The organism is Sulfitobacter litoralis (genome assembly GCF_900103185.1).
In the GTDB taxonomy this organism is placed as follows: domain Bacteria; phylum Pseudomonadota; class Alphaproteobacteria; order Rhodobacterales; family Rhodobacteraceae; genus Sulfitobacter; species Sulfitobacter litoralis.
Window position 1 is genome coordinate 13,764 of the sequence record NZ_FNJD01000011.1, and the last position, 22,141, is coordinate 35,904.

Below are 22,141 nucleotides of genomic sequence, written 5' to 3' on the forward strand. Positions count from 1 at the left end.
AGACGGGCACACCTAAGGGGAAGCCCCCGGCCTTAGGCCGGGGTGCCACCGTTCTCGGGAAAGAAGCAGGCCGCCGCATGGTGGCCTTGGGTCAGTTCGGGCCGTTCAGAACGGCATTTATCCTGCACCTTCCAACACCGTGGCGCAAAGGGGCACCCGTCGGGAATGGCCAAGGGCGATGGCAGTTCTCCCTCCAGCTTGATCCGTTCTTTCGCGGCACGGGGGTCTGCTTGCGGCGTCGCCGACAGCAGCGCTTTGGCATAAGGATGAAACGGCGTGCCGAACACATCCTCGCGGCTACCGCGTTCGACGGCACGGCCCAGATACATCACGATCACCTCGTCGGCGACGTGACGTACAACGCTAAGGTCATGCGAGATGAACAGATAGGCCAGTTGCAGACGTTCCTGCAGATCGACCAGCAGGTTCAACACCGAGCTCTGGATCGACAGGTCCAGCGCGGACACAGGCTCGTCCAGCACCAGCACTTTGGGGTCCAGCATCAACGCCCGCGCAATCGCGATCCGCTGGCGTTGCCCGCCGGAGAACATATGCGGATAGCGGTCAAAATGCTCAGGCCGCAAACCCACCAACCCCAGCATCTCGCGCGCCTTGGCAGTACGCTCCTTGCTGCTCATGTCGGGGCGGTTGATCTTGAGAGGTTCTTCGAGGATCGCGCCGATCCGCTGGCGCGGGTTGAGCGAGCCATAGGGGTCTTGGAACACGATCTGCACCGATTTACGCAGCGATGCCCAGTCTTCGCGGACCACGGGTTTGCCATCCAGTGTCAGCGATCCGGCGGTCGGGTCCTCGATCATCGTGACCATCCGCGCGAGCGTCGATTTCCCGCAGCCGCTTTCGCCTACGACGGCCAGCGTCTTGCCGGGATACAGCGCGAAATCGAGCCCGCCGACGGCCTTGAGCGTGCGCGGCTTGCGAAACAGCCCGCCGCCGACTTCGTAGTGACGCTCTAGCGCCGTTGCAGTCATCACAGGTGCGGTCATGATGCGACCCTTTCGTCTGTGTTCAAGGGGTAAAAACAACGCGCATAGCCCAGATCAGGGCCCAAGGCGGGCGGCGCTTCGGACTTGCATTTGGCGTTGGCGAATTTGCAGCGTGGCGAAAACAGGCATCCTGCGGGGCGGTCGAATTGCCCCGGCACCACGCCCGGAATGGTCGGCAGCCGCTTTTCTGTCGCCCGCTCTGGCAGCGCGTCCAGCAGCGCCGAGGTATAGGGGTGGTGCGGCGCGTCAAATAGCGGGATCACCGGCTGCTCTTCGATCTTTTGGCCCGCATATTGCACGCTGACCCGTTCGGCGGTTTCCGCAACCACGCCCATGTCGTGCGTGATCAAGACCAACCCCATGCCGGTTTCCTCGCGCAGGGATGCCAGCAGGTCAAGGATCTGCGCCTGAATGGTCACATCCAGCGCCGTGGTGGGTTCATCAGCAATCAGCAGCTTGGGCTTGCAGGCAATCGCCATGGCGATCATCACACGCTGGTTCATCCCGCCCGACATCTGGTGCGGGAAGGCGGACAGCCGCTTTTCGGGATCGGGGATGCCGACCTGTTCAAAGAGCTCAATCGCGCGTTTCTGACGTTCGCGGCGGCCCATGCCAAGATGCACCCGTAGGGCCTCGCGGATTTGCCAGCCGACGGTAAAACACGGGTTCAGGGATGACATCGGTTCCTGAAAGATCATCGCCAGATCATTGCCGACGATCTTGCGGCGCGCTTTGGCATCCATCGTCAGCAGGTTGTGCCCGTCAAAGGTCAGCTCGTCCGCGGTGACGGTAGCCGTCCAGGGCAGCAGCCCCATCAGCGCCAGCATCGACACGGATTTACCCGACCCGCTTTCCCCCACAATCGCGAGGATTTCGCTTTCGTTCACGTCTTGGTCGACCCCGTCCACCGCCCGGAACTTGCCCGAGGCCGTGGCGAAATCAACGCTTAGGTTTCTAATACGCAAAAGTGTCATGGCTCAGCTCCGTTTCAGTTTCGGATCAAGCGCGTCGCGCAGGCCGTCACCCATGAGGTTGATCGCCAGCACGGTCACAAGGATCGCCACGCCGGGGAAGGTCACGACCCACCACGCGCGCAAAATGAACTCGCGTGCTTCGGCCAGCATGGTGCCCCATTCAGGTGTGGGCGGCTGCGCCCCCATCCCCAGAAAGCCCAAAGCCGCCGCATCAAGGATCGCGGTCGAGAATGACAGCGCGGCCTGCACGATGATCGGCGCAAGGCAGTTGGGCAGCACGGTGACAAACATCAGCCGGAATATCCCCGCCCCTGCCACACGCGCCGAGGTCACGTAATCCTTTTGCCGTTCTGACATGACGCTGGCACGGGTCAGGCGCACATAGTGCGGCTGCAATACAATCGCGATGGCGATCATCGCGTTGGTCAGCGATGGCCCAAGAATCGCCACCAGCACCAGCGCCAGCAGCAACGACGGGAATGCCAAAACGATATCCATCACGCGCATGATGATGCTATCGACCCATTTGGGTGCAAAGCCCGCGATTAGGCCGATGATGATCCCGCCGCTCGCCGCGATTGAAACAACGACGACCCCCACAAAGAAAGAATAGCGCGCGCCCACGATCAGACGCGACAGCATATCGCGTCCCAGCGGGTCGGTGCCCAGAATATGGGTCCAGCTGCCGCCCTCTTGCCACGCGGGTGGCTGTAGGGTGGCGGCGCGGAATTGCTCGGTTGCGTCATGCGGCGCGACCCAAGGGCCGAACAGCGCCAGAAAGGCGAAGACCGCAAAGATATACAGCCCGATGACAGCGCCGCGGTTTTCGCGGAAGTAGAACCAGAATTCGCGCAAGCGGCCCGGACGTTCCTGAACCATTGCGGCCTCGGCAGAGAGTGCGTCGTCCATATTATCGCTTTCTGATTTTGGGGTTGATGACGCCGTACAGCATGTCGACGGTCAGGTTCACGACCATCACCATCACAGCAATCAGCAGCAGCCCGCCCTGAACCACGGGGTAATCGCGGCGGAAAATACTATCGACCATCCACTTGCCGATGCCCGGCCAGCTAAAGATCGTTTCGGTCAGGATCGCGCCGGCCAGCAGCGTGCCCACCGACAGACCAATCACGGTGATCACGGGGATCAGCGCATTACGCAGCGCGTGGATGCCGTTGATCCGTCCCGGCGACATGCCTTTGGCGCGCGCGGTGCGGATGTAATCCTCGCCCAGAACTTCCAGCATGGCCGACCGCGTCTGGCGCGCGATCACGGCCAGCGGGATCGTCCCTAGCACAATCGTCGGCAAGATCAGATGCCGCACCGCCGAAATAAACGCGCCCTTCTGGCCTGACGCCAGACTGTCGATCAGCATAAAGCCGGTGGGGTTGGGGAAATAGTACAGCAGATCGATCCGCCCCGACACAGGCGTCCATTGCAGGTTGCCCGAAAAGACAATGATCAGCAGCAACGCCCACCAGAAGATCGGCATCGAATAGCCCACCAGTGCCGTGGACATCAGCGCCCGGTCAAAAAACTTGCCTCGGTTCACCGCCGCAATCACCCCCGCCGGAAGGCCAAGCGCGATGGCAAAGATCATCGCACAGACCGACAGCTCAAGCGTCGCGGGGAACAGCGTAAAGAATTCGTCGAACACCGGGCGCTTGGTGACAAAGCTATTGCCCAGATCGCCCTGAAGCACGCCGGTCAGATAGTCCCAGAATTGCACATAGATCGGCTGGTCATAGCCGAATTGTTTGGCCAGTTGGGCATAGCGTTCATCAGAGATTCCGCGCTCGCCCGCCATCACTTGGATGGGGTCACCCGGCAGCGCGCGGATGAACCCGAAGGAGATCAGCGTCACCCCGATGAAGGTCGGGATGAACGTCAGCAGTCGTCCCAGAACATAGTTCAGCATTTTATCACCATCAGCTCTTTGGGGAAGTTGGTCAGCGTTTCATAGCCGTCGTCGGTAATCAGCACGTCATCCTCGATGCGCACGCCGAAATTTCCGATCTCGTAGAGGCCGGGTTCATTGGTGTAAACCGTTCCGGCGGGTAAAGTCATGTGGTTGCCCCGCATGATATAGGGGGCCTCGTGGACTTCGCGACCAAGTCCGTGGCCGGTCTTGGTACGGATACGGTCCCCATAGGGCGATGCTTCCAGCACAGAAATCACGGCGTCATCGATCTCATGCGCAGTCACCCCCGCACGGGTCACGGCAAGGCCGGCCATATTGGCGCGCAGCACGGTGTCATAGACATCGCGACCCTCGTCGGTCACGTGATCCAGAAAAACGGTGCGGGTAATGTCGGCGGCAAAGCCGTTCTTGCGCGCGCCGAAATCCAGCAGCAGCGCGTCGCCTGCCTTGACCGCGTAATCTTCGCGGGCGTGGGCATGGGGCCGGGCCGAGCCATCTGCGGCGGCCACGATGGGACCAAAGGACAGGTCATCCGCCCCTTCGGCAAACAGCGCCTGTACCAGCGTCTGTTCAATCTGCTTTTCGCTCTGGCCCAGCTTGACGCTGTCCAGCGTCCGCTGCAGGGCGCGTTCGGAAATCGCGATGGCCTCGCGCAGGGCAGAAATATCTTCAGGGGTTTTGATCATCCGCAGTGCCGAGATTTCGCGCTCTGCATCGGTGATGATCAGATCGGGTTGCGCGTCTTTGAACGCATGGTGCACGAACACGCGCATCACCTGCCCCTCAACCGCCAGCGACGTGATGCCCAAATGCTGCGTAAGCGCGGCAAAGGCATCGGCATAGCCTGTCTGATCACGCCAATCGAATACCGCACCGTCAAATCCGACTGTATCCCAGCTGCCCAGTTCAAGGTTCGGCAACAGCACAGCCGCGGGTTTATCCGCAGGGATCACCAGAACAAAGGGGCGTTCGTGGCTCATAAAGCTTTGGCCAACGGCACGCGAAAAATTGGGCCCGGGCACCAGCGCCACGGCATCGACGCCCAAATTGGCGGCCACAGCGGCATAGTCGGCAAGACGTTGGGAGAGATTTTCTGACACGGGGGGTTGCGCCTTTCGTTAACGTGGCCGGGGCCTAGAATAGAGGAAGGGACGGCGCGATATGCACCGTCCCCATTGCTTTGTCATCGCTGTTATTGCGACAGACCAACCTGGTTGAAGATGTGGCCACCCAGCGGGTGCACAACATAGTTTTCAACTTCGGGGCGCATTGGCATGTAAACAACCGAATGCGCGATGGTTGCCCAAGGGGCTTGGTCTTTGAAGATTTCCTGCGCTTTTTCATACAGCGGCGCACGTTCTTCTTGTGTCGGCAGAACCTTGGCTTCCTGAACCAGGGCGTCGAATTCCTCGTTGCACCATTGTGCGCGGTTGGATTTCTCTACGCCGTCGCAGCCCAGCAGAACCGCGAGGAAGTTGTCGGGGTCACCGTTGTCACCTGTCCAACCCAGCAGAACGGCACCATCGCGGTCTTTCGCTTTGGAACGCTCAAGGTATTCACCCCATTCGTAAGAAACGATCTCTACGTCGACACCGACCTTAGAGAAATCTTCCTGCATCAGCTCCGCCATACGGCGGGCATTGGGGTTGTAGGGACGCTGAACCGGCATCGCCCAGATTTTCAGCGTCAGGTCGGATACCCCTTCGGCTTCCAGCGCGGCTTTCGCGGCTTCGGGATCGTATTTGTCATCCTCGATCGCGTCGTTGTAGGACCACATTGTTGGCGGCAGCGGGTTCTTGGCAATCTCGCCGGAGCCCTGGAAAACCACGTCGATGATCGCTTGCTTGTCGATCGCCATGTTCAACGCTTTGCGCACGTTGGCGTTGTCGAACGGAGGCATCTGCGTGTTGTACGCCAGATAGCCCACGTTCAGGCCCTCTTGCTCCATCACGACCACATCTTCGGCGTCTTTCATCGCCTGCACGTCCGCAGGGTTCGGATAGGCCATCACGTGGCATTCGCCCGCCTGAACCTTCTGGTAACGCACGCTTGCGTCAGGTGTGATCGCAAAGATCAACGCTTCGACTTTCGCCGGGTCACCCCAGTATGCGTCGTTGCGCACGTAACGGATCACGGCGTCTTTCTGGTAGGCTTGGAAGGTGAACGGACCGGTGCCGATGGGCGCCTGGTTCAGCATTTCCGGCGTGCCGGCTTCCAGCATCGCGTCAGCATATTCCTTGGACACGATCGACGCGAAATCCATCGCCATGTTTGCGATGATTGGCGCTTCGGCACGGGTCAGGTTGAACTGAACGGTATAATCGTCAACCTTTTCAATGCTTTCGATCAGATCTGGCATCGACATCGCACCGTAGTATTCCCACGTGCCGCCCGATACTTTGTTGTAAGGGTTTTCGGCGTTGCCCTGACGGTCAAAGCTAAAGATCACGTCATCGGCGTTAAAATCACGCGTGGGCGTGAATTGCGCGTTGCTGTGAAACTTGACGCCCTTGCGCAGCTTGAACGTGACGGTTTTGCCGTCTTCGGACACGTCCCAGCTTTCGGCCAGCGCGGGAATGGTTTCGGTTGTGCCGACCTTGAATTCCGCCAAGCGGTTGTAGACCGGGTGGCTGGACGCGTCAAAGGTCGTGCCCGATGTGTACAGGGCCGGGTCAAAGCCTTCGGGCGACCCTTCCGAGCAATAGACCAGCGACTGCGCCTGCGCCGCAACGCCAAGCGTGCTCAGCAGCAGGCCAGTGGCCATGATTTTCTTGAAAGACATTCGATTTACTCTCCTGGTTGGTAAAGTGGTATGTCCCCACGGCCTCTTTGGGCCGATGAGGGCGATAGGGTTAACGCCTGAGGGGTAACATTTCGCGCCGGCTTTCCACCGGCGCGGCCTCATTCTGTCCGATTTCCCCGGACTTATCGTATTTCATCCGACCGACCCATAATATGCGGGCCTGCCGATCTGTCTTGTTGGACCAGCAATGGGGCGTGGTACCCAGATAATGCAGGCTGTCGCCCGCCGTCATCAGATACTCCCGTTCGCCAACCATCTGCGAGATCTCTCCCTCAAGGATATAGATGATCTCTTCGCCTACATGGGTCACTGTTTCGGACTCGTAGCCGGGCGGGACATTCATCACATAGGATGTCATCTCGTGACCCGCGCGTTCAGCACCGATCTGTTCATATTCAATCGACGATCCTGCCACTGCAAAACGGGGCCGTCCGGCACCGCGGGTCAGACTGTCGACCGTACGCGGGGTGCGCACAAAGAAATCCGTATCTACCTCAAGCGCGGCGGCGATCTGGCTAAGCGTGCCAAGCGTCGGCGTCGCATTGGCACGTTCCACCTGGCTCAGATAGCCGACCGACACACCGGACGCGGCGGACAGCTGCTGCAATGTCATCGCCATACGGTGACGCTGCATCCGCATGCGATCGCCCAATCCATCCGGTGGCGAAAGCGTTGCCGCCTGTATCGCTGTTGTTGACAAATAATCCCCCGAAAGCACGCTTTGGCGTATCTTGGCGCACAGACTGTCGCGCAACTTTGTTTACGTCAACAATAAAAATTATTGTCAGAGTGAAAACACCTCTAGTTGCCGCGACGGCACTTTGCGTTGAACCCGACACGGATCGCCCACCGTGGCACAGGACCGATTCTATTTATACGTGCACACGCCCCGCTTTCCGATAAACGCACATTTTTTAGGCAAACGCTAGAAAAAACGACACGGACCGCGCCATCAGCCCGCTTGCGCCGTTGCAACAATCAGCCCCACGACACACGCTAAACAGATGACTATGCCCCCACCTCTGCTGGTGTTTACCGACCTTGATGGCACGTTGCTGTCGCATACCTCCTATCGCTGGGACGCGGCCACACAGGCGCTGGATATACTGCGCGATATCGGTGCGGCGCTGGTGATCGCCAGCTCCAAATCTGCCCCGGAGATCATAGAGATTCGCGCCCAATTGGGCTGGACCAATTGCCCCGCGATCATTGAAAACGGCGCAGGCATTCTGCCCCCCGAGAGCACCGACACACCCAAAACGGAGACCTATGTCCGGCTGCGCCGCGCACTGGACAGCTTGCCCGCCAACCTGCGTGACCCGTTCTGCGGGTTCGGTGATATGACGGTGGCGCAGATCGCGCAGATCACGGGCCTGTCGCACAGCGGTGCCGCTAACGCGGCGGAGCGGGCCTTTTCTGAACCTGGCATCTGGTCCGGCAGCGCCCAACTGCGCGCCGCATTTATCGACGCCTTGCACGACCACGACATCCATGCCCGCGAAGGCGGCAGATTTCTCACACTCTCCTACGGGCGCACCAAGGCCGACCAGATGGCCGCGCTGACCGATGCCTTTGCGCCGCGCCATACGCTCGCGCTTGGCGATGCCCCCAACGACATAGAGATGCTGCAAGCGGCAGATTTCGGCGTCATCGTTGCCAACCCTCACCGTGACCCCCTGCCCCCGATGCCCGGCGAAGACACGGGCCGGATCACCCGTACCGCCCTTGCCGGCCCCGCTGGGTGGAACACCGCCGTGCTTGATATGATCGCGCGTCTGAATCTGAACGAAGGAGCGACAAAGCATGGCTGATTTTCATCAAAACGGAAATATCGCGACGTTGCACAATCTGCGCACCCGCTCTCAGGCCGAGATGACCTACGAGCTTGAAACATTCGCGCAGACCCGCAAAATGACGCTGATCCTGCCGTGCCTCTATTCCGAGCTACGAACCGAAGCGATGCCCCGCATTCTGGATGAACTTTCCAAGGTCACCTATCTGCACCGTATCATCATCGGTCTGGACCGCGCCGACGAGGCACAGTTCCGCCACGCCAAAGAGTTTTTCAAAGGCTTAAACCAGAACCATATTGTGATTTGGAACGACAGCCCGCGCATGCAAGCGCTTGAGGCTCAGCTCCAAGATATGGGGCTCGCCCCCGCCGAGAAGGGCAAAGGCAAAAATGTCTGGTCCTCTCTCGGGTATCTGATCGCTTGTCAGGACAGCGCCGTGATGGCGATCCACGATTGCGATATTGTCACCTATACCAACGACCTGCTGGCCCGCCTGATCTATCCGGTCGCCAATGCGAATTTCCCCTATCAGGTCGCCAAAGGCTATTACGCGCGGGTGGGCAGCGACAAGCTGAACGGGCGGGTCACGCGGCTGCTGGTTAGCCCGCTGCTCATAGCGTTGAAAAAGGTCGTGGGGGATCGTGACTATATCGATTACCTGCGCGCCTTCCGCTATCCGCTGTCGGGCGAATTTGCCATGCGTACCAATATCCTGCCCGACCTTCGCATTCCATCCGACTGGGGGCTAGAGATTGGCGTGCTGTCAGAGGCATGGCGCAACCTCGCGCCGAAATCCGTCTGCCAAGTCGAAATCGCCGACGACTATGACCACAAGCACCAAGATCTAAGCGAGGCCGACGCCGATGCGGGGCTGAACCGCATGTCCACCGACATCTGCAAGGCGATTTTTCGCAAGCTGGCGGCAGACGGCACGGTGTTCACACCCAATGTCTTTCGCACGCTCAAGGCGACCTACTACCGCTGTGCGCTGGATCTGCTGGATGCCTATTACAACGACGCCAAAATGAACGGGCTCAGCATCGACCGCCACAAGGAAGAGCGCGCGATCGAGCTCTTTACCGAGAATATCATGCGGGCGGGACACTTCTTTCTCGATAACCCGCACGAGACCCCCTTTATCCCCACCTGGAACCGCGTTCATTCCGCCGCGCCTGAATTTCTCGCCAAACTACGCGAGGCCGCGGCAGCGGATGACGCCGAATACAACTAGCTGAGGGCCGCGCAGGCGGCGGGGTCAGAACCGGTTGGTGATCCACATGCATTGATAGGGGGCCAGCGTGATGTGATCCGCGCTGGCGTCGATCAAATCATCGCTGATCAGGTCCAGCCACGGTTGATCCTCGATCAGGTTCAGCGCCGCCGCCGAAATCGCGACAGAGGCGTCGCTGACGTTGTGCAGCGCAAAGATCGACTGTTTGCGGTCCAGACTTTGCCGCCACACGCCGAACACACGGTCATCTTGCAGGTTCACGGTGAATTGCGTCGCATTGGGGTGAAATGCCTTTTGTTTCTGCCGCACCTTTAGCCGCGCCGACAGATCGCCCAATACCTGCGACTGCGCGCTGGATGCATCGGCCAGCCGGTCGCGCAAGCTCGGATAATCCCATCGGTGTCGGTTGATCGCGCGGCTCATCCCGCGATGTTCGACCTGCGCGTGATCATTGGGTGTCGCCAGCATGGCGTGAATGTAGAAGGCGGGTATCCCCTCCAGCGACATGACGATGGTCTGCGAACAGATGAACCGCGCATGATGATGGTCATCCTCGCCCTTAAAGGTCCGCGACAGCGCGTCGTAAAAGGTCGTGTTCAGCTCGTACGGGCTTTGCCCGCCGTCAGGCAGGCTGCGCATCGATACCAACCCGCCGACCTGTAACACCGTATCAATGACCTGTTGCTTTTCATCCTCGGGCAACAACCCTTCGGCGGGGCGCATGCCGATGCCGTCGTGACTGGCGGTAAAATTCAGATACGCGCAGCCCATCGGCGCGGGCGGCATGGTGCGCTGCCAGCGCCGCAGATGCGCCCCGTTTCCCGACATCATCGCATGCAAAATCAGCGGCGGCAGCGGGAAATTATAGATTGCATGCGCCTCGTCCCCCGCGCCGAAGTAGCTTAGGTTTTCGGCCTTGGGTACATTGGTTTCCGTCAGCAAAATGATCTTTTCGGGCGCATAATCACACAGCAACCGCATCAGCCGGACAATCGCATGGGTCTGCGGCAGATGGATCGACGGCGTGCCGATCTGCTTCCATAGAAACGCCACCGCATCCAGCCGAATGATCTGCACGCCATTGTCCACATGCAGGCGAATGATCCGCAAAAACTCCAGCAGCACCTCGGGGTTGCGGAAATCGAGGTCGACCTGATCGTGGCTAAAGGTGCACCACACGTGACGCGGCCCATTGGGGGTCTCTACCTCTTGTAGCAGCGGCGTTGTGCGCGGGCGCACCACATCGCGCAGATCATCCTGCGGCGAGGCTTCGAAAAAGAACGTGTCAAAAGGGGACTGACCCTGACGGTACGCATTGAACCAATTACCCTGACTTGAGACGTGGTTCAGCACCAGATCCGACATCAGAGTAAAATCGGCGGCGATGCGATTAATATCAGGCCAGTCACCCAGCTGTGGGTTCACCGCGCGGAAATCGGACACCGCAAAGCCGTCGTCAGACGTATAGGGAAAGAACGGCAGAATATGCACGCTATTCAAAATTCCGCGTAGATATCGGTGCAGGAAATCGTTCAGTAGATCCAGCGGTTTATGCGCACCATCCACAATCGAATTGCCGTATGTAATCAACAGCGCATCCTGTTCCGACCACAGCGTATTGCCCGCCACACGGCCCCTCTTGCGCCGGGTTGTGTCCTCGGGCCAAAAGGCGTCCAATACCATGCTGGCCAAAATGTCGACATCCAGTTCGGGGTAGATTTCGCCCAGCAATGCACGAAGCCGATAGCCGAGAGAACGCGCGCTGTCCGTCATGATCTACTGCCTTGTATAAGTGCCATTTCCAAAACCCTAGCGCAGACAACTGCGCGCGACGAGCCAGCATGCCGCGGCCCCCGCCCTGAGGGCACTAAACCCAGAAGGTCAGGAAAACCCGTCTGATTAAGAGGCGCAACGCCCAATCGACGGGCATTTGACGGACCCCGAGGGCGGGATCAGCCTGCAACGGGCCAGATAGTTCAGAACGGTCAGAGAATGCGGTCTGGTCCTCACAGCTTGCCCACTTGCTAATACAGCGCCTCGGGGAACGAAGATGATCGACAGGCAATTTTTTGCCCGCGACGTCAAAGCGGTTCGCCGCAAGATTGAAATCCCCTCTCGCCCAGCGCGACATTTGGTATTTTCAGTTTGGATTTCCGACTTAAAAGCGGCCCTAGCGGGTTAAGACACCTTTTGTCAGCGAGGGTAGCTTTGGCACTTTAGCCTTCTGGTCCCGCAATCTTCTATTCTGGGGATGCCTTCTATTCTGGGCCTGCGTCGCCCTATCTAGCTGATATATATCTCGCATGCTATTTTGCCGCGATAGCTCGCCCATCTCTTTCCTCTCCCCCTTCCACTAGGGTTTCGTTGCATTGTCGCTTTGCGCTTAGATGTGCAGCGTATGTTGCGCACGGCCAGCGTGCTTGGAGCGGTAGAGCGCCGCATCAGCGTCCGACAAGACATCCTCCGCGACGGCATCCTGCCCCTTGTCGACCCAAATGCTGCCAATGCTGGCCGAAATCCTGCAGGCCGCACCGTCAAAATCAATTGGCCGCTCTAGCCGTGCTATGATCCGATTGCCAACCTCAGTGAGATGGGCACCGTCTGTGATACCGGGTAGAAGGACCGTAAATTCGTCACCGCCGACGCGGGCAATGGTATCGATCTCTCGGGTGGTGTCGATCATCACACGCGCGGCAGCCTGTAGCACATGATCGCCCGCCGCATGCCCCATGCTGTCATTGACCACCTTAAAGTAATCAAGATCGATCTGCATCACCGCGAACCCCTTTTTCCCCGCAATAAGACGTGCAAGCACATGGTCCATCGCACGGCGGTTCTTGAGACCCGTCAGCGTGTCAGTAAAGGCCTGCTCTTCCGCGGCGATCTTGGCGACCTCTAGCTTCTGGTTCAACGCACGCGAAGCCGCCATCGCCGCCGATTTCGCCTCTATGAGATATAGCATTTCAACCGCTAGATCCGTTGGCGCAAAATCTGCATTGCTTAGCCGATACGCGCGTACCCCGTTCAGGATTGAGATCCCGAAGGACAGGTTGATGACGCAATCGTCTTCCGCGGTTTCTGCATCCTGCCCCCCACTGCGATCCGGCAGTGGGACCAATACCCCCTTCAATATCAATTCCGGCCTGTCACGTAGCGCTAAATGCAGCTTGCGCCCTGCCAAGGGGCGGATCTGCGCGATGCTGCAAGCCATATTGGGACGCCGTATGACGAACTGATCAAAGAAGTTTCTGCCAACCCATGTACCGCGATGGCACAGCTTCTGAACTGTGGGCCCCACATGACGAATACGTCCACAAGGCCGCACGATAAGATGCATCGGGCAAAGCATATCCAGCGCCGCCTCATAGGCAGCAGCGGTGATCATTCGCTTGCGCCCAACTCAAAGCTGCGTCCCTGTGCAAAATCCCGGTCAATGATGGTGACGATGATGATCTCCTCCCCCGCAGTGAACCCTTTGCAGTCCAATAGGGCCAATGTGCCATAATCATCCGCGATCACCCGCATAATGCCCATCATCACATACCCAAAGCCCGATACCGGCCCGCGACACGTCAGCGCGAAACGCCAGTCGTCCAGCTGCGTGACCTCCATGGCGGGCAGACGAAGTTCCTCTATCGCGAGGGTGGCACGTTCAGGAAGATCATTGAGAGAATGGAGGAACTCTTCGAAATCGACGCCGCCGAACCGCAGCAGACGGCGCACCCCGTCACGTGCGGGGTTAGACACCAGCCAAGCGCCTAAATCCTCAAGCAGGTCCGGTATCGGGCGGTCCACCACCGCAGACAGGCGCGCAACGACCCGTGGCGTGATGGCGTCATCATAGGTCAGCATCGGCTCAAAGTCGCTCGAGCCCATTGCGCCACATAGATCGGCGCGCAGGGCGACTTGCATCCATACCGCCCCCCCAAAACTGTCCAGCACGAACCGTTGGATCGTATGGTTGATCAGCCCGTGCATCGCACCCCTCTCTGCCGCTTTCAGGGGGGAAGGTGACTAAAGACCGTTAATAAACACCCAACGGAAACAGCCCCCGAGGGGCGAAAGCCGTTCAAATTTATATCAATTCAAAGGCAAACGTCCGACAGCGCGTCTATTGCGACCGACTGTCAAGCCACGCAGGCAGGTGGCCAATGTCAGGCAGCACCACATCCGCTGCGGCCTCAAGATCCTGCCGTGTAGCCATTCCAGTCAGCACCGCAACACATGCCATACCCGCTGCACGGCCCGCTGCCATATCATGCAGACTGTCGCCGATCATTGCCACTTCTGACGGGGCCAATCCAACGGCCTTGGCAAAAGCCAGCAATTGCCCCGATGTGGGTTTTGCACCGTAGCCACTGTCGAAACCCGCGATAAAATCAAAGTATCCGGTCACCCCGGCCTCTCCCAGATGCGCCCGCGCGGGGGCTTCGGCGTCATTCGTCGCAACACCAAGCGTCAACCCGCGCGTCTTGAACGCTTCGAGCAAAGCAATCAGCGGCACGGCCTCTGCCTGCGGGGCGTTTTCTGCCTCGTAATTCAACAGCTGCAATAATTCCGCCTTCGTCATCTCGCTGACCTGAGGGGCAAGCGCCTCCACGATCTCCCCCGGGGTGCCGGCAATGGCAATACTGTCAGCACAGAACGTTTGCGTCCGCACGTCAAACCCGATTTGTTGCCCCAGCAGGGCGGTCCGATCCGCATCCCCCTTGCCAAGCCGCGTGAGGAAGGAATGGGCCCATGCCTCCCATGTGGCGGCGAAATCGAACAGGGTTCCGTCTTTGTCGAACAGCAGGGCTTTGATCATTCTCAGGTCCAATTCATCTGCGCGCCGCCCGGCAAAGACTGCCGCGCCTGCATGATACGGTCGTAGGGCACATTAATCGTGTCGCATAGCCCCGTCACCCATGCGTCATCCATCATGATAAAATCAAGCACAGCGCCAAGAAACACCGGGTCACCCGCTTGCGTGCGCAGGTCTTCGGCCGAGGCACCGGTTGCCCCCATGAATGTCGGCATGAGGTCTTCGTTGGCAGCCAGCCAACCCAGCGCCTGCAAGGCGACTGTTTCAGCGGCATCTTGCTTCATCATATTAAATTCCCTCGCGGCTTCATAATCGAAACACTTTGTTAACCATTCACGGCAACAAAGAGCATTCAAGCCAATTACACGCGAGCGGAGATTGAAGACAAGTGCCGGGTAAAGTCCTTATCGTCGATACTGTTGCCACCAACCGCATCGCACTGAAAACCAAACTCACGACGGCCTCTTACGAGGTACGCGAGGCGACAGCGGTATCACAGGCCGTTGAAATAGCGCAGCAATGCGCGCCAGACATCATTATCGCGACGCACCACCCGGGTGGCCAAGATGCCACGCAACTGTGCCGTGCGCTTGCAGCGTCCCCCCTAACATCACGCATGCCGGTTTTTGCGCTTGCTGACGGGGGTGATCCGGCGATCTGTATCCATTTATTAACCCAGGGCGCACAGGAGGCGATGGTAAAGCCGGTAAGCGACTTTCTTTTTCTAGGGCGGGTGCGCAGCATCATACGCGCACGAAATACGCCTGCCCCGTTTTATATGCACGAGTCTCTCTGCCCCGCGCCCGGTCTAGCGGAACCCGCCGGTGGCTTTGCGCTTCCGGGAAATTTCCAGATTGTCAGCAGTGGCCAGCCGCGGACATCGGCCTGCCTGTCGCAGCTGCGCAAACGACTGGGCGGCATGGTGACACAAACGACGCCCCGCGATGCGCTTGCCTGTCTCAGGCAAAAGACCCTGCCCGACGTGTTTATCTTGACCCTGACCGGCGCGGACGAGACGGATGAAGAGCAGCTGCGGGTGATCTCTACCCTGCGGGCGAATGCAACCGCGCGCCACTGCGGTATCCTTGTCCTGCAGACGCAGCCCCACCCCGTTGCCGCGGCACATGCGCTGGATCTGGGGGCAGATGATCTGATGCAGCACGGCTTTAACGCCGAAGAATTGGTGCTACGGCTTGAAGGCTTGTTGCAGCGCAAACAACAGGGGGACACGATCCGGCGCGACGTGGATGCCCGCCTGCGCGAGGCGGTGTTTGATCCGCTTACCGGTATGTACAACCGCCGCCATGCCCTCTCGGAAGTGGCACGTCTTGCGGTGCGCATGCGCCAAAAAGGGTTACCGCTGGCGGTGATGCTGGTGGATATAGACCACTTCAAACGGGTGAACGATGCCTTCGGCCATGCCTCCGGCGACGCGGTGCTGGTCGAAACAGCGCGCCGGCTGAAATCATGTCTGCGCCCGCTGGATGTCGCTGGCCGCATCGGAGGCGAGGAGTTCTTGCTTGTGCTGCCCGGAATAACCGAGGACGAAGCGGCGCAGATGGCCAAGCGAATTTGCCGCGCCTATCGCACCACGCCGTTTACCATCCCCGCAAGCGTGCAGCCGATCCATACCACCATCAGCATCGGGCTGTGCATCGCGCAGCCGGAAGACAGCCCGCCTTTGGGCACATCGCAAAGCGCACAGGATCTCGTCGCCCGTTTGATCGACCGTGCGGATCAAGCCCTGTACAGCGCGAAACACGGCGGGCGCGACCGAGTGGGGCTGATCCGGTCGGCCGCATGACGGTGCCACGCGGGATATTTGCAATGCGGCGAAAAACACGCCACTCTCGTGCTTGCGCGTTTAGCAATAGCCCGGACGCGTATCCCAGCCCTACAACAAAGGCCTCGCCATGCTGCCCGATAAACCGATGACCGGTATTGCCATGATGCTTGGCTTTTGCATCATCGCCCCTGTGGGGGATGCGATCGCCAAACTGCTCGGGGCATCGGTGCCGCTGGGTCAGGTGGTCTTCCTCCGCTTCGCCGTCCAGCTGCTGATATTGCTGCCGATTGTGATTTTGACCGGTCGGCCCCTGATCCTGCGGGGCAAAACGCTGTGGCTGACGTTTGTGCGCACGCTGCTGCATGTCATCGGGATCGCGATGATGTTCTCCGCGCTGAAGTACCTGCCGCTTGCCGATGCGGTGGCGATTATCTTTGTCATGCCCTTCTTCATGCTGTTGCTCGGCAAATATGTCCTGAAGGAAGAGGTCGGCCCCCGTCGGCTAATCGCGTGCATCGTCGGCTTTTGCGGCACGCTGCTGGTGGTGCAACCCAGCTTTGCCGAGGTCGGCTGGCCCGCCTTGTTGCCCGTTGGCGTTGCGCTGAACTTTGCCCTGTTCATGCTGGTGACGCGTCAGATTGCGAAACACACCGACCCGATCAGCCTGCAAACGGTCAGCGGGTTTATGGCCTTGGTGATTATGCTGCCGTTCCTGGCCCTTGGTCAGGGCATGGCGCTGCCCGCCTTGGGATGGATCGCGCCTGACACAACAGATTGGTCGCTGCTAATCGCCATGGGCGTACTGGGAAGCATCGCGCATCTGCTGATGACATGGTCCCTGCGCTACGCCCCCTCGGCAACGCTGGCCCCGATGCAATATCTCGAAATTCCCGTGGCGACGCTGGTCGGGTTGATCGTTTTTGGCGATTTCCCCAATGCGCTGGCGGCGCTCGGCATGGGGATCACTATGGCCGCGGGGCTTTATATTATTCTGCGAGAGCAGGCCACCCAGCGGCGTCTGGCCGCAGCAACGCTTGTGCAACCTGCTGCATGAGGTCCCGTGGCACCATCAGCAGCGCGGCGGGGCGGTCCATCGAAAGCGTCAGGGCACCTGTGGCACGGTTCGATGTGCCCAAGCGCCCAAGCGGCGATAGCTCCAGCCCGTCAAGCGGCCACTCCAACCCGCGGCTTTGGCCCCGCACTGCGGCCAGCGGATATACCGACACCACATCGCCTGCCCGCGTCGGCAGGGTTATGTTTGGCGGTGCGAGAAAGATAAGCTGCGTGCCAGCGATCAGCAGGCAGCGTTGGTGCGGGTGGCGCGCCAGACTGCTCAGGGCCGCAAGCTGATGGTCCACGCGCCCGCCCGAAAATCCGACCGCCACGATCAAGGGGGCAGCCACCGACCGCAGCGCTTTGTCAAAGTCCGTCGTCTCTTGCTCTGCCAGTTTGAACTGACGCGCAGACGGGATGCGGGACAGGGTTTCGGACGATACGGAATCAAAGTCGCCGACCAGCGCCGCGACCTCTGCCCCTTGGGCAACGGCCAGATTGGCCCCACCGTCGACCGCTACGCACATCGGCGCAAGCTGCAGCGCGTCTTTCAGGTCATCCGGACCCACCTGCCCGCCCCCAACGACCGTTATAGGGCTGTTGCTTGCAACAAACGTTGTTTTCACGGCGATTTACCTCAAATTGGAAACAATGCCGCAATTTTGACATTAAATGATACGTTGCAGGGCACAGATTCGAGCCGAATTGGTCTTGAACCTTATGGTAAACAGTAAGCTGCAAATAGGCAGAGGACGACCATCCGATGATGAATAACAACAAAATTCTGACGGTCTCATACGGCACTTTCTCGTGCACGTTGGAAGGCTTTGACGATTCATTCGGCACCATGAAGGCCATCGCGGAGTATTTTCGCGATTTGTCGTCGGAGGATCGGTATTTCGGTGCAGAACCCGCACAGCCCGATGCGGAGATGCTGGCACATATCGCCCAAAAAGAGATTTCGCGCCGTGTCGAGGCGCGTCAGCAAGACGGACAGATTGTCCTGAGCGCACAAACGCCCGAAAAAGCCGCAGCGCAAGCGCAGCAAAGCCCTACCCCTGTAGCTGCACCTGCCAGCCCGTCGGTTGTGTCGACCTCCTTTGCGCCCCGCGGGCCTCAGGAAATTTCCGCCTATTACGACGCCTACAGCGTCAACGCCTTGAAAGCCGACACAGCTAAAACCGCCCCTGCAGCTCAGGCAGAAACCGCCCCTCAGCGCGTTGATGCGGTCAGCCGCGCCGTCGAGACACCGCAGCCTGCCTACGACGCCCCTGCGCCGCAGGCCGAAACCCCCAAAGCGCCACCCGCCGAGGTGGATATCGTACCCGGCCAGCCCGACGAAGACGTCGAGGCGTTCTTCGCCGATAGCCCACGCACCACTGTGACCCTCGACGACCAGGACGCCGAAATCCAACCGGTCGCGGCACCCGCCGTCGACAGCATCGCGGCCAAACTGCAGCGCATCCGCGCCGTGGTTGCCAATCAGGATGCGCCCGCTGCGCAACATCCCCAGATCTCTGGGGATGACACTGCAGACAAAAACGAGGCAAAAACCGATGATGTGATCGCCAGTGCCATTCACGACATCGAGGATGCCTTGAATGCGGATGATACTGTCGAAGATATTGCCCACGCACGTGAAACCGATACGCAGGTTGAAGAAGCCGCAGCGCCGGCCGAAACTGCGACCCAAGACGATGACGCCTTAGAACAGCAGCCTGACCCAACAACGCAAGACGACGCGTCCGACGAAGATGATGCGCAGAACGACGACACAGCTGAAAGCGAAGAGCTTGAAGCCGTCGAAGATACCGCGCCGCGTGGTCGCGTGCTCAAGGTGAAACGCGCCGACATCGACCGCGCCATCGCCGCGGGCGAGCTGGAAGAAGTCAAAGAAGACGCCCCCGCTGTGCTGGAAGAGACCGATAGGCCCGCCGCGCGCCTCCCGCGCGATCCAGAATCGACGCTCTCGGACGAGGACGAAGAAGATTTGGCACGCGAGCTGGCCGAGCTAGAGGCGACATTACCCTCTGCCTCCGCCGACACGCTGGCCGACGCGCCCGACGAGGATGCCGACACTGCGGTGGAAGACGAGATCACTTCGGAAGACGAAACCAGCGCGGAGGACGTATCAGAAGATACAGATGCCGAAATGTCAGAAGACGACACTGAAACGGCGGCAGAGCCCGAAGCCGAAGCGCCCAAAGATGCCGCGCAACGTCGCAGCCTGCCAACGCTCGACGCGGATACCGGACCGGACATGAACCGTCTGCTCGCCGAAACCGACAACCAGATGGACGAACCCGAAGCCGCCACCCGCCGCGACGCGATCACCCATCTGCGTGCAGCCGTGGCCGCGAAAAAGGCCGACATCGCCCTTGGCGCGCCCGCCACGACAGAGCAGAAGAACAACGCCTACCGCAGCGATCTGGCTGAAGCGGTGAAACCGCGCCGTCCCGCGACGACCACCGCCCGCACCGAGCGTCCGGCAGAACCACGCCCTGCGCCGCTCAAACTGGTGGCGGCACAGCGGATCGACACCCACCAGCCGCGCAACGTCACCCCTGTACGCCCCCGCCGCGTGGCCGCAGTCGCGCCAGCTCCCGCGCCTGCTCCACAGGCCGGTGGGTTCGCTGAATTCGCCGAAGAGATGGGGGCGACCAAACTGCCCGACCTGCTGGAAGCCGCAGCGGCCTATATGGCCTTTGTCGAAGGGATGGACGAATTTTCGCGCCCGCAGCTGATGAACACAGTGCGCCAAGGCGGTGCCGATGACTTTAGCCGAGAGGAAGGCCTGCGGTCGTTTGGCCTACTGCTGCGCACCGGCAAGCTTCAAAAGCTGGACGGTGGCCGGCTCAAAGCGTCAGAGCAAATCGGCTTTCAGCCAGATGAGCGCGCCGTCGGATAAGCTGGACAAACAGAAAATCCGAAACGCAAAACGGCCCCCTCGGGGGCCGTTTTTTTATTGTGATGTAAGGTAAAGTATCCGCAAGCCAGGCCGGCCAAATCGGTTCTATTCAGCGTCGTCGCGCGCGTTCGGGTCGGCTTGACCAATGCCCTTGAACACGAACTTGAGCGGGATCGCCCAAACCACGCCAAGCGCAATATAGATCAGCAGTTCAACCCAGAACGGCGGCCGGTCAAACAGCGACACCGCGACGACAGCCGCAATGATATAGAGCGGCAGACCGACCAGAAGAATGACCAGCGCCCAACGGCGTCGTGCTTTATATCCAAGGGCCATCGTTGTGTCCTTTCATCAGGTGCCAAGGGCCCCGCAGGGCCCCCGGCGATATAGATCAATCGGCGAAGGGGTCAGTGACCAGAATCGTATCTTCCCGCTCTGGCGAGGTCGACAGCATCGCGACGGGGCACTGGATCAGCTCTTCGATGCGGCGCACGTATTTAATCGCGTTCGCGGGCAGATCAGCCCAGCTGCGCGCGCCTTCGGTGCTTTCGGACCAGCCCGGCACTTCCTCGTAGATCGGGGTACAGCGCGCTTGTTGATCGGCTGCCGTGGGCAGGTAATCGAGCACTTGACCGTCCAGATCGTAGCCGGTGCAGATCTTGAGCGTCTCAAACCCGTCAAGCACGTCAAGCTTGGTCAGCGAGATGCCGGTCACGCCACTGGTGACACAGGTCTGGCGCACGAGGGCCGCATCGAACCAGCCACAGCGACGCTTGCGCCCGGTGGTGGTGCCGAATTCATGGCCGCGTTCGCCCAGACGTTGACCGTCGGCATCGTCCAGTTCAGTCGGGAACGGGCCTTCGCCGACACGCGTGGTATAGGCTTTGACGATCCCTAGCACATAGTTGATCGCGCCCGGACCAATGCCGACACCCGTCGCCGCCTGCCCTGCAATCACGTTAGACGAGGTGACGAAAGGATAGGTACCAAAGTCGATGTCGAGCAGCGCGCCTTGGGCCCCTTCGAACAGGATACGCTTACCGGCTTTGCGCTTTTCGTTCATCACCTTCCAGACAGGTGCCGCATATTCAAGGATCTTCGGCGCGATCTCTTTGAGCAGTTCAACCAACCCGTCGCGGTCAATCGCTTCGACGCCCAGACCCTTACGCAGCGGATCGTGGTGCTGCAACGCGCGGTCAACGCGGGCTTCAAGCGTGGCAGGGTCGGCCAAATCGGCAACGCGGATGGCGCGGCGACCGACTTTATCCTCGTAGCATGGCCCGATGCCGCGACCGGTGGTCCCGATTTTGGTGCCTTTTGACGCGGCCTCTTCGCGGGCGCGGTCCAGCTCGCCGTGGTAGGGCATGATCAGCGGCGTGTTTTCCGCGATCATCAGCGTTTCGGGCGTGATCTCGACGCCTTGGGCGCGGATCGTTTCGATTTCTTTCAGCAGGTGCCACGGGTCAAGCACAACACCGTTGCCGATAACCGAAAGCTTGCCGCCGCGTACAACACCCGAGGGCAGCGCGTGCAGCTTGTAGACCTTGCCGTCGATGACCAGCGTGTGGCCCGCGTTATGGCCACCCTGAAAGCGGGCGATGACATCGGCTCGTTCGCTGAGCCAGTCAACGATTTTGCCTTTTCCTTCGTCGCCCCACTGGGCGCCTACGACTACGACGTTGGCCATGAAGATATTCCTTTAACAGTTCAAATAACCGTGCAAACCCGTGGAGGTATAGCGACGACCGCCAAGGTCCGAAACTGTAAAATGCAGCCAAAACGCCGCGGCGTCACATTTCTCGGCATTTATCGGCCTTGGGCGGTAAAACTTGAACCCGCCCCCATAGACTTTGGCGCGGTAGCG

20 protein-coding genes are annotated in these 22,141 nt (G+C 59.8%); 5 read left to right on the top strand and 15 right to left on the bottom strand.

The genetic code is table 11. The features are described 5' to 3' along the window. Positions 1-32 precede the first annotated feature (32 nt). The 7 genes from BLQ98_RS10225 to BLQ98_RS10255 form a co-directional block, all read right to left on the bottom strand. Positions 33-1,004: an ABC transporter ATP-binding protein gene (locus BLQ98_RS10225; protein ID WP_093733220.1), complete on the bottom strand. Its 972-nt coding sequence runs from the start codon at positions 1,002-1,004 to the stop codon at positions 33-35. Next, positions 1,001-1,978, bottom strand: coding sequence for an ABC transporter ATP-binding protein (locus tag BLQ98_RS10230; RefSeq protein ID WP_064216034.1), 978 nt, complete (start codon positions 1,976-1,978; stop codon positions 1,001-1,003). The genes BLQ98_RS10225 and BLQ98_RS10230 overlap by 4 nt, the downstream gene beginning before the upstream one ends. Before the next feature lie 3 nt (positions 1,979-1,981). Beyond that, positions 1,982-2,887: an ABC transporter permease subunit gene (locus BLQ98_RS10235; RefSeq protein ID WP_093733221.1), complete on the bottom strand. Its 906-nt coding sequence runs from the start codon at positions 2,885-2,887 to the stop codon at positions 1,982-1,984. Between the two features lies 1 nt (position 2,888). Then, positions 2,889-3,896 carry an ABC transporter permease subunit gene (locus tag BLQ98_RS10240; RefSeq protein ID WP_093733222.1) on the bottom strand — a complete coding sequence of 336 codons (1,008 nt, stop codon included), beginning with the start codon at positions 3,894-3,896 and terminating at the stop codon, positions 2,889-2,891. After that, complete coding sequence (locus BLQ98_RS10245; protein ID WP_093733223.1) at positions 3,890-4,999, bottom strand: M24 family metallopeptidase; 1,110 nt, start codon at positions 4,997-4,999, stop codon at positions 3,890-3,892. The genes BLQ98_RS10240 and BLQ98_RS10245 overlap by 7 nt, the downstream gene beginning before the upstream one ends. A gap of 92 nt (positions 5,000-5,091) precedes the next feature. Next, complete coding sequence (locus BLQ98_RS10250; protein WP_093733224.1) at positions 5,092-6,681, bottom strand: ABC transporter substrate-binding protein; 1,590 nt, start codon at positions 6,679-6,681, stop codon at positions 5,092-5,094. A gap of 70 nt (positions 6,682-6,751) precedes the next feature. After that, the gene (locus BLQ98_RS10255; protein ID WP_093733225.1) at positions 6,752-7,342 is read right to left on the bottom strand and encodes a helix-turn-helix domain-containing protein; all 591 of its coding nucleotides are present in this window, start codon (positions 7,340-7,342) and stop codon (positions 6,752-6,754) included. Positions 7,343-7,706: 364 nt separating this feature from the next. Between BLQ98_RS10255 and BLQ98_RS10260 the strand changes: the two genes are divergently transcribed. Then, positions 7,707-8,513: an HAD-IIB family hydrolase gene (locus tag BLQ98_RS10260; RefSeq protein WP_093733226.1), complete on the top strand. Its 807-nt coding sequence runs from the start codon at positions 7,707-7,709 to the stop codon at positions 8,511-8,513. Beyond that, entirely contained in the window at positions 8,506-9,726 is a 1,221-nt protein-coding gene (locus tag BLQ98_RS10265; protein WP_093733227.1) for a glycosyltransferase family protein, read from the top strand. Before BLQ98_RS10260 ends, BLQ98_RS10265 begins: the two co-directional genes overlap by 8 nt. A 24-nt stretch (positions 9,727-9,750) precedes the next feature. On the opposite strand, the gene BLQ98_RS10270 is transcribed toward BLQ98_RS10265, so the two are convergent. The 5 genes from BLQ98_RS10270 to BLQ98_RS10295 all read right to left on the bottom strand — a co-directional run bounded on the left by BLQ98_RS10270 (position 9,751) and on the right by BLQ98_RS10295 (position 14,814). Continuing rightward, on the bottom strand, positions 9,751-11,499 hold the full coding sequence (locus tag BLQ98_RS10270; protein WP_093733228.1) for a sugar phosphorylase: 1,749 nt from the start codon (positions 11,497-11,499) through the stop codon (positions 9,751-9,753). Between the two features lie 610 nt (positions 11,500-12,109). Next, complete coding sequence (locus tag BLQ98_RS10280) at positions 12,110-13,111, bottom strand: GGDEF domain-containing protein (RefSeq protein WP_244148417.1); 1,002 nt, start codon at positions 13,109-13,111, stop codon at positions 12,110-12,112. After that, positions 13,108-13,704 carry a heme NO-binding domain-containing protein gene (locus BLQ98_RS10285; protein WP_093733230.1) on the bottom strand — a complete coding sequence of 199 codons (597 nt, stop codon included), beginning with the start codon at positions 13,702-13,704 and terminating at the stop codon, positions 13,108-13,110. The genes BLQ98_RS10280 and BLQ98_RS10285 overlap by 4 nt, the downstream gene beginning before the upstream one ends. 133 nt (positions 13,705-13,837) lie before the next feature. Further along, positions 13,838-14,533: an HAD family hydrolase gene (locus BLQ98_RS10290; RefSeq protein WP_244148418.1), complete on the bottom strand. Its 696-nt coding sequence runs from the start codon at positions 14,531-14,533 to the stop codon at positions 13,838-13,840. A 2-nt stretch (positions 14,534-14,535) separates the two neighbouring features. After that, positions 14,536-14,814 (bottom strand): DUF3572 domain-containing protein, encoded by a 279-nt coding sequence (locus BLQ98_RS10295; RefSeq protein ID WP_171048974.1) that lies wholly within the window; start codon positions 14,812-14,814, stop codon positions 14,536-14,538. A gap of 104 nt (positions 14,815-14,918) precedes the next feature. Here BLQ98_RS10295 and BLQ98_RS10300 point away from each other — a divergent pair, with 104 nt between their 5' ends. Together BLQ98_RS10300 and BLQ98_RS10305 are read left to right on the top strand one after the other, a co-directional pair. Further along, positions 14,919-16,334: a diguanylate cyclase domain-containing protein gene (locus BLQ98_RS10300; protein ID WP_093733233.1), complete on the top strand. Its 1,416-nt coding sequence runs from the start codon at positions 14,919-14,921 to the stop codon at positions 16,332-16,334. Positions 16,335-16,443: 109 nt separating this feature from the next. Then, on the top strand, positions 16,444-17,370 hold the full coding sequence (locus BLQ98_RS10305) for a DMT family transporter (RefSeq protein WP_093733234.1): 927 nt from the start codon (positions 16,444-16,446) through the stop codon (positions 17,368-17,370). Here the strand turns inward: BLQ98_RS10305 and BLQ98_RS10310 are convergent. After that, a complete protein-coding gene (locus tag BLQ98_RS10310) occupies positions 17,303-17,995 on the bottom strand; it encodes a thiamine diphosphokinase (RefSeq protein ID WP_093733235.1) in 693 nt (230 codons plus the stop codon). The two genes, BLQ98_RS10305 and BLQ98_RS10310, sit on opposite strands and share 68 nt — an antisense overlap. Before the next feature lie 137 nt (positions 17,996-18,132). Here BLQ98_RS10310 and BLQ98_RS10315 point away from each other — a divergent pair, with 137 nt between their 5' ends. After that, complete coding sequence (locus BLQ98_RS10315) at positions 18,133-20,277, top strand: hypothetical protein (protein ID WP_093733236.1); 2,145 nt, start codon at positions 18,133-18,135, stop codon at positions 20,275-20,277. A gap of 105 nt (positions 20,278-20,382) precedes the next feature. On the opposite strand, the gene BLQ98_RS10320 is transcribed toward BLQ98_RS10315, so the two are convergent. Next, positions 20,383-20,613: a DUF2842 domain-containing protein gene (locus BLQ98_RS10320; protein WP_093733237.1), complete on the bottom strand. Its 231-nt coding sequence runs from the start codon at positions 20,611-20,613 to the stop codon at positions 20,383-20,385. A gap of 55 nt (positions 20,614-20,668) precedes the next feature. Next, the gene (locus tag BLQ98_RS10325; protein ID WP_093733238.1) at positions 20,669-21,964 is read right to left on the bottom strand and encodes an adenylosuccinate synthase; all 1,296 of its coding nucleotides are present in this window, start codon (positions 21,962-21,964) and stop codon (positions 20,669-20,671) included. Positions 21,965-22,141: the final 177 nt, after the last annotated feature.

Bases quoted from the DNA above. Each gene is read 5' to 3' on its own strand.
- BLQ98_RS10225 (WP_093733220.1), bottom strand. From the start codon at position 1,004: ATGACCGCACCTGTGATGACTGCAACGGCGCTAGAGCGTCACTACGAA.
- BLQ98_RS10230 (WP_064216034.1), bottom strand. From the start codon at position 1,978: ATGACACTTTTGCGTATTAGAAACCTAAGCGTTGATTTCGCCACGGCC.
- BLQ98_RS10235 (WP_093733221.1), bottom strand. From the start codon at position 2,887: ATGGACGACGCACTCTCTGCCGAGGCCGCAATGGTTCAGGAACGTCCG.
- BLQ98_RS10240 (WP_093733222.1), bottom strand. From the start codon at position 3,896: ATGCTGAACTATGTTCTGGGACGACTGCTGACGTTCATCCCGACCTTC.
- BLQ98_RS10250 (WP_093733224.1), bottom strand. From the start codon at position 6,681: ATGTCTTTCAAGAAAATCATGGCCACTGGCCTGCTGCTGAGCACGCTT.
- BLQ98_RS10255 (WP_093733225.1), bottom strand. From the start codon at position 7,342: ATGCGGATGCAGCGTCACCGTATGGCGATGACATTGCAGCAGCTGTCC.
- BLQ98_RS10260 (WP_093733226.1), top strand. From the start codon at position 7,707: ATGACTATGCCCCCACCTCTGCTGGTGTTTACCGACCTTGATGGCACG.
- BLQ98_RS10265 (WP_093733227.1), top strand. From the start codon at position 8,506: ATGGCTGATTTTCATCAAAACGGAAATATCGCGACGTTGCACAATCTG.
- BLQ98_RS10270 (WP_093733228.1), bottom strand. From the start codon at position 11,499: ATGACGGACAGCGCGCGTTCTCTCGGCTATCGGCTTCGTGCATTGCTG.
- BLQ98_RS10280 (WP_244148417.1), bottom strand. From the start codon at position 13,111: ATGATCACCGCTGCTGCCTATGAGGCGGCGCTGGATATGCTTTGCCCG.
- BLQ98_RS10285 (WP_093733230.1), bottom strand. From the start codon at position 13,704: ATGCACGGGCTGATCAACCATACGATCCAACGGTTCGTGCTGGACAGT.
- BLQ98_RS10290 (WP_244148418.1), bottom strand. From the start codon at position 14,533: ATGATCAAAGCCCTGCTGTTCGACAAAGACGGAACCCTGTTCGATTTC.
- BLQ98_RS10295 (WP_171048974.1), bottom strand. From the start codon at position 14,814: ATGAAGCAAGATGCCGCTGAAACAGTCGCCTTGCAGGCGCTGGGTTGG.
- BLQ98_RS10305 (WP_093733234.1), top strand. From the start codon at position 16,444: ATGCTGCCCGATAAACCGATGACCGGTATTGCCATGATGCTTGGCTTT.
- BLQ98_RS10315 (WP_093733236.1), top strand. From the start codon at position 18,133: ATGATGAATAACAACAAAATTCTGACGGTCTCATACGGCACTTTCTCG.
- BLQ98_RS10320 (WP_093733237.1), bottom strand. From the start codon at position 20,613: ATGGCCCTTGGATATAAAGCACGACGCCGTTGGGCGCTGGTCATTCTT.
- BLQ98_RS10325 (WP_093733238.1), bottom strand. From the start codon at position 21,964: ATGGCCAACGTCGTAGTCGTAGGCGCCCAGTGGGGCGACGAAGGAAAA.